The sequence below is a fragment of the Bacillus sp. THAF10 genome, assembly GCF_009363695.1.
GTDB lineage: Bacteria > Bacillota > Bacilli > Bacillales > Bacillaceae_I > Sutcliffiella_A.
In genome coordinates this window covers 3,049,487-3,064,790 of the sequence record NZ_CP045403.1, presented here as the reverse complement: position 1 = coordinate 3,064,790, position 15,304 = coordinate 3,049,487, and the positions used below count along the sequence as shown (strand labels likewise).

The 15,304-nt window shown below is 39.7% G+C and carries 14 protein-coding genes; 9 read left to right on the top strand and 5 right to left on the bottom strand.

What is annotated here, in order from left to right; translation table 11 throughout:
* The first annotated feature begins 4 nt into the window (after nucleotides 1–4).
* Nucleotides 5–1,309, top strand: a complete 1,305-nt coding sequence (gene murC / locus FIU87_RS15900; RefSeq protein WP_152445492.1) for a UDP-N-acetylmuramate--L-alanine ligase — start codon at nucleotides 5–7, stop codon at nucleotides 1,307–1,309.
* 36 nt (nucleotides 1,310–1,345) lie between these two features.
* Here the strand turns inward: murC and FIU87_RS15895 are convergent, their stop codons facing one another.
* Nucleotides 1,346–2,461, bottom strand: coding sequence for an aminopeptidase (locus tag FIU87_RS15895; protein ID WP_152445491.1), 1,116 nt, complete (start codon nucleotides 2,459–2,461; stop codon nucleotides 1,346–1,348).
* A gap of 214 nt (nucleotides 2,462–2,675) precedes the next feature.
* Here FIU87_RS15895 and FIU87_RS15890 point away from each other — a divergent pair, with 214 nt between their 5' ends.
* From FIU87_RS15890 to ytxJ, 3 genes are all read left to right on the top strand, one after another.
* Nucleotides 2,676–3,110, top strand: coding sequence for a DUF948 domain-containing protein (locus FIU87_RS15890; protein WP_152445490.1), 435 nt, complete (start codon nucleotides 2,676–2,678; stop codon nucleotides 3,108–3,110).
* Nucleotides 3,111–3,123: 13 nt separating this feature from the next.
* Nucleotides 3,124–3,603 (top strand): YtxH domain-containing protein, encoded by a 480-nt coding sequence (locus FIU87_RS15885; RefSeq protein ID WP_152445489.1) that lies wholly within the window; start codon nucleotides 3,124–3,126, stop codon nucleotides 3,601–3,603.
* Nucleotides 3,604–3,782: 179 nt separating this feature from the next.
* Nucleotides 3,783–4,109, top strand: coding sequence for a bacillithiol system redox-active protein YtxJ (gene ytxJ, locus FIU87_RS15880; protein ID WP_152445488.1), 327 nt, complete (start codon nucleotides 3,783–3,785; stop codon nucleotides 4,107–4,109).
* Between the two features lie 68 nt (nucleotides 4,110–4,177).
* Here ytxJ and pilM read toward each other — a convergent pair whose 3' ends face one another.
* Nucleotides 4,178–6,340: a cell division protein FtsA gene (gene pilM / locus FIU87_RS15875; protein WP_152445487.1), complete on the bottom strand. Its 2,163-nt coding sequence runs from the start codon at nucleotides 6,338–6,340 to the stop codon at nucleotides 4,178–4,180.
* 158 nt (nucleotides 6,341–6,498) lie between these two features.
* Between pilM and FIU87_RS15870 the strand changes: the two genes are divergently transcribed.
* From FIU87_RS15870 to motS, 4 genes are all read left to right on the top strand, one after another.
* On the top strand, nucleotides 6,499–7,575 hold the full coding sequence (locus FIU87_RS15870; RefSeq protein WP_152445486.1) for a bifunctional 3-deoxy-7-phosphoheptulonate synthase/chorismate mutase: 1,077 nt from the start codon (nucleotides 6,499–6,501) through the stop codon (nucleotides 7,573–7,575).
* Nucleotides 7,576–8,001: 426 nt separating this feature from the next.
* Entirely contained in the window at nucleotides 8,002–9,000 is a 999-nt protein-coding gene (gene ccpA / locus FIU87_RS15865; protein WP_152445485.1) for a catabolite control protein A, read from the top strand.
* A 272-nt stretch (nucleotides 9,001–9,272) separates the two neighbouring features.
* On the top strand, nucleotides 9,273–10,088 hold the full coding sequence (motP, locus tag FIU87_RS15860; RefSeq protein WP_152445484.1) for a flagellar motor protein MotP: 816 nt from the start codon (nucleotides 9,273–9,275) through the stop codon (nucleotides 10,086–10,088).
* Complete coding sequence (gene motS / locus FIU87_RS15855) at nucleotides 10,088–10,843, top strand: flagellar motor protein MotS (protein ID WP_152446611.1); 756 nt, start codon at nucleotides 10,088–10,090, stop codon at nucleotides 10,841–10,843. Before motP ends, motS begins: the two co-directional genes overlap by 1 nt.
* Nucleotides 10,844–10,887: 44 nt before the next feature.
* Here motS and FIU87_RS15850 read toward each other — a convergent pair whose 3' ends face one another.
* Genes FIU87_RS15850 through FIU87_RS15840 form a run of 3 tightly spaced genes read right to left on the bottom strand, consistent with a single transcriptional unit; the run spans nucleotide 10,888 to nucleotide 13,380 of the window.
* On the bottom strand, nucleotides 10,888–12,066 hold the full coding sequence (locus FIU87_RS15850; protein WP_301538675.1) for an acetoin utilization protein AcuC: 1,179 nt from the start codon (nucleotides 12,064–12,066) through the stop codon (nucleotides 10,888–10,890).
* A complete protein-coding gene (locus FIU87_RS15845; RefSeq protein ID WP_152445482.1) occupies nucleotides 12,060–12,704 on the bottom strand; it encodes an acetoin utilization AcuB family protein in 645 nt (214 codons plus the stop codon). The genes FIU87_RS15850 and FIU87_RS15845 overlap by 7 nt, the downstream gene beginning before the upstream one ends.
* A gap of 43 nt (nucleotides 12,705–12,747) precedes the next feature.
* Nucleotides 12,748–13,380, bottom strand: coding sequence for a GNAT family N-acetyltransferase (locus FIU87_RS15840; protein WP_152445481.1), 633 nt, complete (start codon nucleotides 13,378–13,380; stop codon nucleotides 12,748–12,750).
* A 179-nt stretch (nucleotides 13,381–13,559) separates the two neighbouring features.
* On the opposite strand from FIU87_RS15840, the gene acsA reads away from it, so the two are divergent.
* On the top strand, nucleotides 13,560–15,278 hold the full coding sequence (gene acsA / locus FIU87_RS15835; protein ID WP_152445480.1) for an acetate--CoA ligase: 1,719 nt from the start codon (nucleotides 13,560–13,562) through the stop codon (nucleotides 15,276–15,278).
* Nucleotides 15,279–15,304 lie beyond the last annotated feature (26 nt).

The following is a 15,304-nucleotide window of genomic DNA, read 5'->3' as shown; positions in this document are numbered from 1 at the left end:
TTTCATGACCATTTATCATTTCGTTGGTATAAAAGGTTCAGGAATGAGCGCACTTGCAGGCATTTTAGATGATATGCACTATCAAGTTCAAGGCTCAGATATTGAAAAGAGATTCTTTACCCAAAAAGGACTAGAAGAAAAGGGCATCACCATTCTTCCTTTTGCTAAAGAAAATGTGAAAGACAATATGACTGTTATTGCAGGTAATGCTTTTCCTGATACGCATGAGGAAATCGTAGCTGCAAGAGAGCTCAATATTCCCGTGATCCGTTATCCACAATTTCTCGGACAATTTATGGATAAATACACTAGTATTGCCGTAACAGGTGCCCATGGGAAAACATCAACAACCGGGCTATTGGCTCATGTTGTACAGGGTGCGAAACCCACCTCCTATCTTATAGGTGATGGTACAGGGAAGGGTGTGGAAGGAAGCGAGTATTTCGTGTTTGAAGCATGTGAATATAAGCGTCATTTCTTGTCCTATTTCCCGGATTACACCATTATGACCAATATCGATTTTGATCATCCTGATTATTTTGGGAGTATTGATGATGTGTTTTCTGCTTTTCAAGAGATGGCATTGCAGGTTAAAAAGGGAATTATAGCGTTCGGTGATGATGAATACCTCCAAAAAATCCAAGCAAAGGTACCTGTAATATACTATGGTTTTGGAGAGGAAAATGACTTCCAGGCCCGTCATGTAGAGAAATCTACCGAAGGAACGACTTTTGATGTATTCGTTCGTAACAATTATTATGCTACCTTTAAAATTAATGGCTATGGAGATCACAACATTATGAATGCCTTGGCTGTAATTGCTTTATGCCACTATGAGGAGATTTCCGTTGATGTAATCCAACAGCAGCTTTTAACCTTTGAAGGAGTAAAGCGACGTTTTTCTGAAAAAGTAGTGGGATCTCAAGTATTAATAGATGACTACGCTCATCATCCAACGGAGATTCGCGCTACCATTGACGCTGCCAAACAAAAATATCCTGATCGAGAAGTGGTAGCCGTGTTCCAACCACATACCTTCACTAGAACGCAAACCTTCTTGAATGAATTTGCAGAAAGTCTTAGTGGGGCAGACTGTGTGTATCTTTGTGACATATTTGGCTCAGCGCGGGAGAACCAAGGTAAACTGACAATCAATGATTTGTTAAACAAAATTCCTCAGGCGAATATCTTAACGGAGGAAGGTACAGAAGTGCTCGCCAAGCATGAAAGTAGCGTTATTATTTTCATGGGTGCTGGAGATATTACAAAGTTCCAAGAAGCATATGAAAATTCCAAACAAGTTCAATAAAATAGAGCCTCCCAGCTGTGGGAGGCTCTTAATCATTTATTTAAGATTTTCAGGATTTAAAGCTTCTAATTCTGAAACAACAAATTTACCGTCTTTTCGAATTAAGACATCGTCAAAATATATTTCTCCTCCACCATACTCTGGGCGTTGAATCATCACCATATCCCAGTGAATATCAGAGCTATTTCCATTCCAAGTATCCTCATAAGCTTGTCCTGGTGTGAAGTGGAAGCTGCCATCGATTTTTTCATCGAACAAAATATCTTGCATTGGATGTTGAATGTAAGGATTTACGCCAATCGCAAACTCCCCAATATAGCGCGCGCCTTCATCTGTATCAAAAATCTTATTGATTCGTTCAGAATCGTTTGCAGTAGCCTCGACAATTTTTCCATCACGGAAAGTGAGCTTAACATTTTCATAGGTAAATCCTTGGTAAGGAGATGGCGTGTTATACGTAATAGTTCCATTTACAGAGTCCTTAACAGGAGCTGTGTATACTTCTCCATCAGGAATGTTCATTTCACCTGCACATTTGACAGATGGAATGTCTTTAATAGAAAACGTTAAATCTGTTCCCTCTCCTGTAATACGAACCTTGTCTGTTCTGTTCATAAGCTCGACAAGCGCATCCATTGCATTACTCATTTTCGCATAATCCAAATTACAAACATCAAAATAGAAATTCTCAAAGCCTTCTGTGCTCATTTTTGCAAGCTGTGCCATAGAGGCGTTAGGATAGCGAAGTACCACCCATTTTGTTTTAGGAACTCGAATATCTCTGTGCACTTTCTTTCCTACCGTGCTGCCTTGAATTTTTTGTTTTTCATCAGGTACATCTGACAGTTCATTGATATTGTCACCTGAACGAAGTCCAATGTATGCATCCATTTTGCTCATCACATTTGCTTCAAAATCAGCAATCATATTGAATTGTTCTTCTTGTGCTCCAAGAAGCAACGAACGATCTACTTGAACATCTTTTAAGGATACAAATGGATATCCACCAGCTTTGTAGGCTTCTTCTACTAGCGCAGTAACAAGTTCTCTTTGTAGTCCAAAGTTTTCAATAAGGACTTTTTCCCCTTTTTGAAGACGAACAGAATAGTTGATTAAATTTTTTGCAAGTGTTTGAATACGAGGATCTTTCATGTTTCTTCCCCCTAATAGTTTATTATGTACTAGTATTATTGTAACCGATTACGCAGATTTTGTTGAATTTTAAGGGACGATTATTTACAAAAAAATTAACTTTTTTGAAGGGATTTCTTTTTTGTCCTAGAATAAAAGTGTATAGTATGTTTAAACTTTACAATGAAGGGTAAAGTGTTTATAAGTCATGGAACAGCAGGAGGTGTCACTTTTTTTGGTGGAATTGCTTTATGTTAGTGCAATTATTGTAGCTATTGCTTTTTTAATACTAGTCATATTCGTTTCGAAAACTCTACGATCTGTGCAAGGCACACTTGATCAAGTAGCCGGCACACTCGGGAGCATTGAAAAGCAAATGCAGGGGATTACATCCGAGACAGAGCAGATATTACATAAAACCAATGTATTAATGGATGACATTCAAGATAAGTCTCAGCAGCTTAATACAGTTGTAACTGCAGTCAAGGATGTTGGTACTTCCATTCAAGGATTTAATCATTCCGTTACACGTTTATCTAATAATGTGTCACAGCAATTAGATCAAAATCAAGACAAAGTATCACAGGTTGTCCAATGGTCTAATGTGGCGATGGAGCTTGTGGATAAATGGAATGAAAGAAAAAAGAAAAATAACATTAACAAAGTTTGAGGAGGAATCGGGAATGAGCAAAGAAGAGATGAACAAAGATGGCATTAACACAAAAGATTTTCTTATTGGAACACTGATTGGTGGAATTGTGGGAGCTACAACAGCACTTTTCCTAGCTCCAAAATCCGGTAGAGAACTTCGCGAAGATATTACAGATCAAGCTACTCAGCTGAAAGAAAAAACGGATAATTGGAAGCTTCAGGCAACTGAATTCTCCAACGATTTAGCTGAAACGGCAAGAGATAAAACAAATCAACTTTCAAAAGCGATTACTGATCAAACGCAACAGGTGATGGATAGAGTAAAACAAATGCGTGCAAAGAACGAAGATGTTTCTCTTGAATTGCAGGAGCAGGTTCAGGACATCATTTCTGAAGCGGCAACTGCGATTGAATCTGGTTCTGAGGATATGACAGATGAAGTGAGACAAAAGCTTGAAGATACAAAAGCGGCATTAGAGGACGTAGAAAAAAAGCTATCTGAAAACGAATAACTTGAGAGTGAAACGGCGAAGTGGTATGATTGCTTCGCCGTTTCATTATGATGGCGTAGTAAAAATAGCTGGTTTCTACAATATGAATCTTGCTGTTGATTGTAGCAAAGGCGTAGACTCCTGCGGGACGAAGCTATTTGCGGAATTCATCAGCGTAGTTTATCAGAAGGGTGAAAATTATGGCGAAAATTAATATCAACACAATGGAAGAGTTTCAGAAACTGAATAGTGAAAAGGATGTTTTCTTATTCTTTAAAAACAGCACTACCTGTCCTATTTCACAGGCTGCATTTGAGGAATTTGACCATTTTGCAGCCGACGAAAGTGAGATTCCTTGCTATTATTTAAATGTGCAGGAAGCAAGACCTCTATCTAACCAGATTGCAGAAGAGTATGCCATTAAGCATGAATCTCCACAAGCACTGTTTTTCAAAAATGGAAAAGTGGTGTGGAATGCTTCACACTGGAAAATTACCTACTCTGCATTACAAGAGAATGTAAAATAAGGCTGTTTTTGAAAACTTTGTTGCTTAAGCAACAATCTTTTAGAAACCAGCTTAAAAAAAGAACGTGCTCAAGAGGGCACGTTCTTTTTTTGCCAATGAATCTCTAGCACATCTCCATTTTCAATGAAATCGTAAAAGGAAGCTTCCTCGCCGTTCTTTTTCAATTCAAATATCCCTGCTCCTTTTGGCTTTTCAATATCTACAAAACGGAAAATGTCCTGGAAGATAAACGGTTCTTTCCTCTTGACCATAACCTGTAAATGGTCACCCTTTTCAATGAAATCGTCCTCTGATAATTTTGTCCCATTTCGGTAAAATTCAAGAAGCATCTTTTCAAGGACTACCTTTTTCTGATGATAAGTGACGCTTATTTCTTGTTTTATCTCGTATTGTTTATGAATGGCAAGCATTTTTACGGAAGGGGTTTGGTGCGTGATCACTTCTATTTCGTCATTATTTTCAAAAGAACTCATAATCGGAACGGTTACGCCATTCTTTTTCACCTGTAAAGAGAAATGATCGATGATTGCCTTCTCACCATTAATATAGACATAAAAAGGTTCTAAATCTCCTTCTACAAACCCAGAATCTGTTTGAAGGAGCACCTCCTTTATAGAGGTCGGGATTGTATAGCGGACGCTATCACGATCAGAAAGAACAGTGTCTAAACTTGCGATGTTGTCATTTACCAGAATGGAAGGAGATAATTCTACTTTCTCATCGTTTAAGACCATGGTTTTTGTTTCAGGTTGGTCCGATCCTATCATTTGTGCTACTGTTACGGATGGAGAATCTCCATCTTTCCCTTTCTGTACGATAATCTCGTCTCCATTTTTGATGGAATCAAGGCTTTGAGCAGCAATGCCGTTCTTAAATAGTAAAGGTGCTTCTCCAAAAGTACCTGGTACTGTAATATTTTTTCCATTTAGGTTGACCATTAATGCTAAACCAGGCTTTCCTACAAGCTTATGAATGTTTACCCCAGCTGCGAGTAAGCTGTCTCCGACGGTTAATTTTTTCACATCAAATAATCGTACTGGAACCTCATTGACCGTAACGGATACATATTCAATTGGTTTTTGTTTACTTGCGATGGCTATTCCAATCGGGGTGATGAATTCAGGCCCTTTCAGTGGCACCTCGGACGGCTGAAGGGAGGTGATTGCGTCTACACCGCGAATGGCTACCCGGTTTTCTGGAAGGCCAAGCTTAGCTGCTATTGTTGCGGGAAGGGTAGGGGTAAGACTACCTCCACCTACAAGCATGACAGCTTTAGGTGACTTGTTATTGTTTTGTTTGAAGATTTCTCCAGTAATCGCAGTAGCTAGTTTTTCTATAGATGGTGATATCTCATTGACCATCTCTTCTCTATGTAGTGTTTGTTCAAAACCAAGAATATCGGTAAATCTGATTTCATCTTCTGTCATTAACTGTCTTTTTACCTTTTCAGCCTGTGGAAAATCTAGCAGATAAGCATCACTTAATGCTTCTGTTATTTCATCTCCAGCATTTGGCACCATCCCGTATGCTGTGATGGTACCATCTAAGGATATGGCTATATCAGATGTACCTGCTCCTATATCGACCAATGCAAGATTCAATCTTCTCATGGAAGGTGGAATCAGAACATTTATGGCAGCGATTGGCTCTAGTGTTAATGCTTCCAATTGAAGATTTGCACGTTGTAGAGCTGAAATTAATGATTCTACGACGATCTTTGGAAGAAAGGTCGATATCACTTCTACTGAGGCTTGTTCACCACGTTGGTCAAGCAGACTCCCAATTTCATCTTCATCCAAATAATAACGTAGAACAGAGTAGCCCACACAAAAGTATTGATCTGCATGTATGCTGTCTTTTTCATTGGTCAATAACTTTCTTTGTGCCTCTTGTACTGCAGAGAGCTCCAGCAAGAAAATATCCTCTTCATTGAATAATGTTTTTCCTTTAATATTTTGTACAGCAAACGCTGTTTGGGTTTTTAATGCTCGTCCAGCAGCAGCAACACATACTTTTGATAAGGGGCCATGCTTTTTCTCTAATTCTTTTTTTACATATGTGATGACCTTTGAGACTGCAAAAATATCATGAATTTGTCCATCTAGCATCGCTCTTTCATCATGCTCTTTGACGACAAAATCAATGATACGAAACTGCTGCTGTTCTTCTTCTAGCAAAAGCCCAACAACAGATCTTGTTCCTATATCAAGTGCAAAAATCAAATTGTTCACCTTCCTTATCAAACATCATATAATACTTTATCACTTAAAAGCGTTTAATTAATAAAGAGAAAATCCGTGACTTTCTAGAAAGCTTCGTATATAATAACTAATTAATAGAAATGTACCATAACTCGGTACAGTTATAAATATAGAAAGGATGAAAAGATATGAGTCATAACGAACTAGATGCCTTGCGAAGACAAGTCGAAGAATTAAATCTACAACTATTGGAAGTAATCAACAAACGTGGTGAGCTCGTCAAGGAGATTGGCAAGCTTAAGGAAGCGCAAGGTGTAAATCGATATGACCCAGTCCGTGAACGTAAAATGCTAGATTTAATCACGGAGCATAACGATGGACCTTTCGAGACTTCTACTTTACAGCACTTATTCAAAGAAATTTTCAAAGCAGGCCTTGAACTTCAAAAGGATGATCATAGAAAAGCATTATTGGTTTCAAGAAAGAAAAAGCCGGAAAATACGATTGTCAATGTAAAAGGGGTAAAAATAGGCGATGGCTCTCAGAATTTCATCGTTGGTCCTTGCGCAGTAGAGAGCTATGAACAGGTTGCTCAGGTTGCTCAGGCTGCAAAAGCACAAGGAATCAAACTTCTTCGCGGAGGTGCGTTCAAACCAAGAACCTCTCCTTACGATTTCCAAGGCCTTGGCCTAGAAGGATTAAAGATTCTTAAAAAGGTTGGCGACGAATTTGACATGGCAATCATCAGTGAAATCGTCAACCCAGCAGATATTGAGGTAGCGTGTGAGTATGTCGATGTAATTCAAATTGGCGCAAGAAACATGCAGAATTTCGAATTACTAAAAGCTGCAGGAGCTGTTAAAAAGCCTGTCCTGTTAAAACGTGGATTAGCAGCAACGATTGACGAATTCATCAATGCTGCAGAATACATTATCTCTCAAGGAAACGACCAGATTATCCTTTGTGAGCGAGGAATTAGAACCTACGAAAAAGCAACAAGAAATACGTTAGATATTTCAGCAGTTCCAATTCTGAAAAAAGAAACACATTTACCTGTATTTGTGGATGTCACTCACTCTACAGGAAGAAAAGACTTGTTATTACCAACAGCCAAAGCTGCACTTGCCATTGATGCGGATGGTGTCATGGCGGAGGTTCATCCGGATCCAGCAGTTGCGCTATCCGATTCAGCTCAACAAATGGACATCGAAGAATTCAATGCATTCATTACAGAACTACGCAGTCATTACGCATACAAAGCTTAAGCTTACTCATCAAAGACGAGCGCAACATCGCTCGTCTTTTATCTGTTTTCAGCCTCTAACAGTAGGCTCTTTTCTAAAAGATTGTTTGCTAAAAACCAAAGAGAAAGTCGGCTTTAGGACTTTTTCCAATCAGTATGCGAATAAAAATTTCCACATGTTTAGATCGTCCTCCACGATAAGAGCACGACAGCAACGTTGATAACGGGAGTCTTAACAATACCAAGTAGCAACAATATATACGAAAACAGTCTTTCATAAAATAGTTAGATTTAGTAAAAGATATAGTAACGAGTATAGTAAATTCGTTGCTTGAATGAAAAGAATGACGTATGATTATTAGATAAATCCGTTATTTTGCTAATTTAACACATGAAAGCGATTGCCCTACATAGATGGATAGTGAAAAGACGAAGGAGAGTGTTCCAAATGAATGTAACAATTTATGATGTTGCCAGAGAAGCGAATGTTTCCATGGCCACGGTTTCCCGTGTAGTGAATGGAAACCCTAATGTAAAGCCAACCACGCGTAAGAAAGTTTTAGAAGCCATAGAGCGACTTGGTTATCGTCCAAATGCGGTGGCAAGAGGACTTGCAAGTAAAAAAACAACCACAGTTGGGGTAATTATCCCTGACATCTCAAGCATTTTCTATGCGGAGCTTGCACGAGGTATTGAGGATATTGCTACGATGTATAAATACAATATCATTTTAAGTAACTCGGATCAGAATGTGGACAAAGAGCTGCATTTATTAAATACCATGCTTGGTAAACAAGTAGATGGAATTGTTTTCATGAGTGGAAATATTACCGAAGAACTAGCTGCGGAATTCGAAAGGTCGCCAGTTCCGATAGTCTTAGCGGCATCTGTTGAAAAAAACAACAAGGTTCCATCTGTTACTATTGATTATGTACAGGCTTCCCTTGACGCTGTAACAGCATTGATTGAAAAGGGACATAAAAGAGTAGGATATGTTTCTGGACTATTTGATGAGCCTATCAATGGTGAAATGAAGCTAGCTGGGTATAAAAAAGCTTTAGACAATGCAGGTCTTGCGTATGATGAAGAGCTTGTTGTGGAAGGTGATTATACCTATGATTCCGGAATGGAAGCAATAGAGAAGCTAATCAGCTTGGATGATAAACCAACAGCAGTATTTGTAGGAACAGATGAAATGGCGCTTGGAGTAATTCATGGAGCGCAAGATAATGGCGTGTCTATTCCAGAGGACATTGAAGTCATTGGTTTTGACAATACGCGCCTTGCGACCATGGTGCGACCACAGCTTACCACTGTAGTACAGCCAATGTACGATATTGGCGCGGTTGCGATGAGATTACTGACAAAATACATGAACAAAGAGAAAGTTGAAGATCACACGGTCGTACTTCCCCACAGAATTGAATTTAGACGCTCAACAAAATAAAAAAGCTGTCGATATAGATAGTAAAAGAGGACAAAATGCAAATTCTTTGTCCTCTTTTTTTATTAAAAGGGCTCTTTTCTAAAACAGATAGTTGATAATAATCAGCATTATGCTAGCTGTAGATTGGAGCAAAAGGCGGATACTCTCGCGGAAATAAAGCGGCAAGGAAACCACACAGGCGAAGCCTTAGAGGCTCATGGCCGCCCCTTCAGGACGCGAAAATCTACAGCAATTTATCAAAGACTATTTCAAAGTTAGTCAGGGGAGAAAGTATGAAAAAGAAGGATCTATTAACACCAATCGGACTTGTCTTAGGCTTTGCAATGATTATGTTTGGAATAATTAATAACTCTGGAATCATGGGAGCGACTAGCTTTATTGACTTCCCTTCACTTTTAATTGTGCTTGGAGGAACAATAGGTGCATTACTCATTACCTTTAACATGAAAGAAATGCAAGTTCTCCCAGGTGTTATGAAACAAGTATTTTCAAAGCAGGAAAATGAACTGTCTGAATTAATTCACACCTTTGTCAAACTCTCAGACAGAGCCCGCAGAGAAGGGTTGCTAGCTCTTGAGGCAGAGCTTGATGATGTAAATAATGATTTTCTAAAAAAAGGTGTCCTCCTTGCAGTAGATGGAGTGGAACCAGAAGTAATCAATGATATTATGAATGCTGAAATTGCCGCTATGGAAGAACGACATAGAAAAGGCCGCAGTATTTTGGAAAAGGCTGGAGATTATGCTCCTTCATGGGGGATGATCGGAACGTTAATTGGACTTGTGCTCATGCTAAAAAACTTAAATGATCCATCCACACTTGGACCAAATATGGCCATTGCCATTTTAACAACCTTGTATGGAACGCTTTTGGCAAATCTAGTATTTATTCCGATGGCTAACAAGCTAGGAAATAAAACGGAACGAGAAGTATTTATCAAGCAAATAATTATTGAAGGAGTAATTGGCGTACAATCTGGCCAGAACCCAAAAATATTGGAGGAGAAGCTTTCAGCCTTTCTTTCTAATCAGGATCGTGAAAAAAGTGAAGAAGAAGTGGCAGAAGCACTAGAGGAGAATTTCCAATGATGCAACGCAGAAAGCACGAGGAGGATAAAGGTGCACCAAAATGGATGGTGACATTTTCCGATTTGTTCATGCTTGTTCTTGTTTTCTTTATCCTGCTTTTTTCCATGTCGCAAATTGATTTGGTAAAATTCAAAGCAGTAGCGGAGTCTTTTAAACAAGTGAACTTCTTAGACTATCACCCATCAGCTGTTCCTTTTGAGCATCCCACTGATTTTTCTGTAGAAACAGAAACCACCAACAACCAAAAGGAAGAGACAGTCTCCATGGATGCAGCAGAAAGTGAAAAAAAACTACAGGAGCTGTTATCCGAAGTTCAGGACTTCCTAGAAGCAAACGATTTAGAGGACGTTGTGGTTGCTAACCGAACAGAACGGGGGATTGTATTGGTGTTGGAGGAAAAAGTGCTTTTTGAGACAGCGGAAGCAAGAATTCTTCCCATTGCTCATCCTTTCCTTGATAAGGTAGGAATGCTACTAGCAAAATTACCTAATCTCGTTAAAATTGAAGGGCATACAGATAATCGCCCGATCTCAACAGAAAAATATCCTTCCAACTGGGAACTATCAGCTGCCCGAGCAAGCAGTGTCATCCGTTATCTAATAGAAGAGCATAGTCTCGATCCTGAAAGATTCGTGGCAGTTGGCTATGGAGATACTAGACCTATTGTCCAGAACTCATCTAATGAAAATTATCAAAAAAATAGAAGAGTAGAAATTGTTATTTCAGATCCGCAGTATGAGGAAAAATTAAATTAAAGGCAAAATAAAACCAGTTCAGGATACCTTGAACTGGTTTTATTTTAGCCAATATGTGTGTTGCCATTTCTTAAATGACTGATCGGATAGAGTGCTTTTAATAACACTTGTTTGTTTTTTTCTGAGATTTCTTGTTTTCTCGGGATAGGCTGATAGATATCCTCTCTGTCCTCCCAAGTTTGCGGAAGTTCCACTGGAGATTGCGCTTTCCATGAACTGAGCCAAGTTTCTGGTAATGCCCCTAGTACGTTATTTTTGTCCATCATCTCTAACCAGATGTGTGACCAGGCTCTAGGAACCACTCGCCAAATATCATAGCCACCGCCACCCACACCAATCCAACGCCCTCTACAATATTGATGGGCTATTTTGTGGGCAAGTTTTGGAATCTCCCGAAAGATTCTAATTGAACTCGACAAATGTGTCAGAGGATCGTAATGATGGGCATCTGCACCGTTTTGCGTGATAATTACATCAGGCTTAAAAAATGCCGCAATCTCTGTTAATGCTTGTTCGTAAACTTCAAGAAAGGAATCATCCTCTGTAAAAGCGTCAATAGGAATATTAAAGGAATACCCATACCCCTCTCCTTGGCCACGTTCATTGATATTGCCCGTTCCAGGGAATAAATATCGTCCTGTCTCATGAATGGAAAGCGTACAAACATCTGGATCCTCATAAAATGCCCATTGAACACCATCACCATGATGAGCATCTGTATCAACATACAGGACACGGGCATTGTATTTTTCCTGTAAATATTTGATAGCTACTGCCGTATCATTATAAATACAAAAACCCGAAGCCTTGCCACGAAACCCATGGTGTAGCCCTCCACCTAAATTTAGGGCATGCTCCGACCTACCTGTCATCACCTCATCTACGGCCGTGAGTGTGCCTCCAACAAGTAAGGCACTAGCCTCGTGCATGTTCTCAAATATCGGTGTATCTTCTGTTCCAAGTCCGTAACTGCTTGCCTTTTCTTTTGGCAGCATTCCTTTTCCAGCAAGCTTAACAGCCTCCACATAACGAGAATCATGAATGAGTGATAATTCCTCATCAGTAGCCATTCTCGGAGGGACAATATCCTTTAACGAAAGGTGACCGCTTTTTTGCAGCAAATCCATTGTAAGTTTCACTCGTAATTGATTAAAGGGATGATTTTCACTAAATTTATAAGTTTGAAAGTCATCCGAATAAATGAAAGCTGCTTTTTTCATGATGTCACTCCAGGAAGGTTTGGCCATAAAACTTCATATCCGTTCCCTTGAAGGTCCTGAATGACACTTGTGGGATTCATGGTTTGGACTCGGAATACCAGAATCTTATACTGCTCATCTTGATGAGGGTAGACAAGTACACTGAGAATGTTTAATTTTCGTTTGCTTAAAATGGCGGTTACCTCTGCAAGCTTACCGGAGATGTTTTCTACCTTCACCTCAAACTGAGATGCAGGCTGATTCGCTCCTGTTAATTGTACAAATGTATAAAGCAGATCCGTTTCGGTGACTATCCCGACAAGCTTGGAGTCTTGAATAATAGGAAGACAGCTTATCTTGTAATCATAAAAAGTTGCTGCAACCTCCTCCACAAAATCTAAAGGATGACCTGTCAAAAGATTGGTTTTCATGACCCTAGAGAGTGGCTGCTTCATATCCTCCTGTGCGCTATTTCCATAAAGCGCTGCCTGAAGACCATTCCGGATATCTCTATCAGATACAATTCCGACCAACTGCTGTTTGTCATTCACAATAGGAATGTGACGAATACTTTTTTCTTCCATTAATAACAGAGCTTGCTCAACCGTATCAGAAGGAAGAAGGGTTAGGACATTTTTTTTCATTATTCTTTCCACAATCATACTCATTCCTCCTTATCTGAAGAATTGTGTAATATAGTATATGCTAGTACATAAAACGGTTGTGAAAGCGGAGTTGATCAAATTTTTGAATAGAATCAGGGTCTATATTTTTTCCGATTCTTGCCATCAAGCAATTGGCAGGGTGTGAGCTGATTTCTGGGTCGTCTGTTGCGTAATATTCCAGCCCTCCAGCATTCATCATTTTTTCCATCACTTTGCGATACTCCCAAACATTCAAACCGGTACCTTTTAAATCCCAATGCCAATAATATTCCGTTGTTATAACAATATAATTCTCCATCATCGTATCCATCATAGAAACTTTTAAGAGAGATTTTCCAACGGAGCTACCTCTATAATCCGGAATGACTTCAATTGCCCCCAACTCAATAAGGTTTGCCATTTTTCCTTCTGACCATCTTTCCATCGGATCTGGATACAGATAGGTGACATAACCAACAATGGTATCTTCATTTCTTGCAATGATGATTCTGCCTTCAGGAAGACCTGCAATTTCAATCAAGGCTTTCCGTTGCTGTTCAGGAGGTCTAAATGCAACAAGGTCTTTATGAAAATCATAGCCTGCCAGCACTTCAGGTGTTACAGGACCTTCAATAAACAAGCGTCCATTTCTAGTTTTTAATTCCTTCGCATTATACGTTTTTCGATGTTCCATTTTAGCTCCACCTACTTTTACCTACAAGAATATATTAAAACGCTTTCATGGTGCTTCACTACTAGTCTACTAAAAATCAGAAAAATAATCATGTTTTACAGAGAATTTTTAAAAAATTGAGAAAAAATATTTTCTGTACTATAATAGAAGCGTAGAAAAGAGATAAGGGGTGTTTGTGCATGAAAGTGGAAGCGTTACCAGTAACGAAGGGGAACTACAATCTAGAAGACTATGAACAAACCTATCAGAATTTCAATTGGGCAGATGTGGAAACAAACTTCAGCTTTGCCCAGACAGGAAGAGTGAATGTAGCGCACGAAGCTATTGACCGTCACGCAGAGTCATCACGAAAAAACAAAGTGGCACTTTACTATCGTGATCCTGAGCGTGAGGAAAAGTATACGTATAAAGAAATGAAGGATCTGTCCAATAAGGCAGGAAACATATTAAAGCAAACCTGTGATGTAGAAAAAGGAGATCGTGTGTTTATCTTTATGCCGCGATCACCAGAATTGTATTTTGCAGCACTTGGAGCTATTAAGCTAGGTGCAATTATAGGCCCTTTATTTGAAGCGTTTATGGAAGGTGCTGTAAAAGACAGACTAGAAGACAGTGAAGCAAAGGTAATTATTACAACACCTGAGCTTTTAAAGCGAATTCCTTTAGATCAACTCCCATCACTAAAGCATGTGGTGTTAGTTGGAGAAAACATCACCGAAGAGGGACCATTCATTGATTTTAATAACAGGATGAAATCTGCCAGTAAAAAGCTACAGGTGGAATGGGTTGAAAAAACGGATGGACTTGTACTTCACTATACTAGTGGTTCAACAGGAAAGCCAAAGGGTGTGCTTCATGTTCACAACGCCATGATGCAGCATTATCAAACGGCTAAATGGGTGCTTGACCTGAAAGAGGAAGATGTATACTGGTGCACTGCAGATCCTGGCTGGGTAACTGGAACTGCCTATGGAATCTTTGGTCCATGGCTAGTAGGTGCTTCCAATGTTATTGTAGGTGGTCGTTTCCGTCCAGAAGCATGGTATGAGACGATTGAAGACTTCGGTGTATCTGTATGGTACAGTGCTCCAACGGCCTTCCGAATGCTAATGGGTGCAGGGGATGAAGTAGTAAAGAAATATGACCTGTCCTCCTTACGTCATATTCTCAGTGTTGGAGAGCCATTAAATCCTGAAGTTATTCGCTGGGGCGTGAAGGTATTTAATCTGCGAGTGCATGACACTTGGTGGATGACAGAAACCGGAGCACAGTTAATTTGTAACTATCCTTGCATGGAGATTAAACCAGGCTCCATGGGGAAACCAATCCCAGGTGTGGAAGCTGCTATTGTAGACGATCAAGGAAATGAATTACCGCCATACCGAATGGGGAACTTGGCAATCAAAAAAGGCTGGCCATCGATGATGCACACTATTTGGAACAATGAGGCGAAGTATGAATCATACTTCATGCCAGGTGACTGGTATGTTTCTGGTGATTCTGCCTACATGGATGAGGAAGGCTATTTCTGGTTCCAAGGCCGTATTGATGATGTAATTATGACATCTGGGGAGCGGGTTGGACCGTTTGAAGTGGAAAGTAAGCTTGTAGAGCATCCAGCCGTAGCAGAGGCAGGAGTAATCGGAAAGCCCGATCCTGTTCGCGGAGAAATCATAAAAGCGTTTGTGGCACTCCGTGACGGTCACACGGCAAGTGATGAATTGAAAGAGGAAATTCGTCAATTCGTGAAACGCGGTCTTGCAGCACATGCAGCCCCACGAGAAATTGAATTCCGTGACAAGCTTCCTAAAACCCGCAGTGGAAAAATCATGCGTCGCGTTTTAAAGGCTTGGGAGCTTGATTTACCTACAGGTGATTTATCAACAATGGAAGACTAAAAAAATAAAGGCACGCAGCCCTGTTT

Bases quoted from the DNA above. Each gene is read 5' to 3' on its own strand.
- murC (WP_152445492.1), top strand. From the start codon at position 5: ATGACCATTTATCATTTCGTTGGTATAAAAGGTTCAGGAATGAGCGCA.
- FIU87_RS15895 (WP_152445491.1), bottom strand. From the start codon at position 2,461: ATGAAAGATCCTCGTATTCAAACACTTGCAAAAAATTTAATCAACTAT.
- FIU87_RS15885 (WP_152445489.1), top strand. From the start codon at position 3,124: ATGAGCAAAGAAGAGATGAACAAAGATGGCATTAACACAAAAGATTTT.
- ytxJ (WP_152445488.1), top strand. From the start codon at position 3,783: ATGGCGAAAATTAATATCAACACAATGGAAGAGTTTCAGAAACTGAAT.
- FIU87_RS15870 (WP_152445486.1), top strand. From the start codon at position 6,499: ATGAGTCATAACGAACTAGATGCCTTGCGAAGACAAGTCGAAGAATTA.
- ccpA (WP_152445485.1), top strand. From the start codon at position 8,002: ATGAATGTAACAATTTATGATGTTGCCAGAGAAGCGAATGTTTCCATG.
- motP (WP_152445484.1), top strand. From the start codon at position 9,273: ATGAAAAAGAAGGATCTATTAACACCAATCGGACTTGTCTTAGGCTTT.
- motS (WP_152446611.1), top strand. From the start codon at position 10,088: ATGCAACGCAGAAAGCACGAGGAGGATAAAGGTGCACCAAAATGGATG.
- FIU87_RS15845 (WP_152445482.1), bottom strand. From the start codon at position 12,704: ATGATTGTGGAAAGAATAATGAAAAAAAATGTCCTAACCCTTCTTCCT.
- FIU87_RS15840 (WP_152445481.1), bottom strand. From the start codon at position 13,380: ATGGAACATCGAAAAACGTATAATGCGAAGGAATTAAAAACTAGAAAT.
- acsA (WP_152445480.1), top strand. From the start codon at position 13,560: ATGAAAGTGGAAGCGTTACCAGTAACGAAGGGGAACTACAATCTAGAA.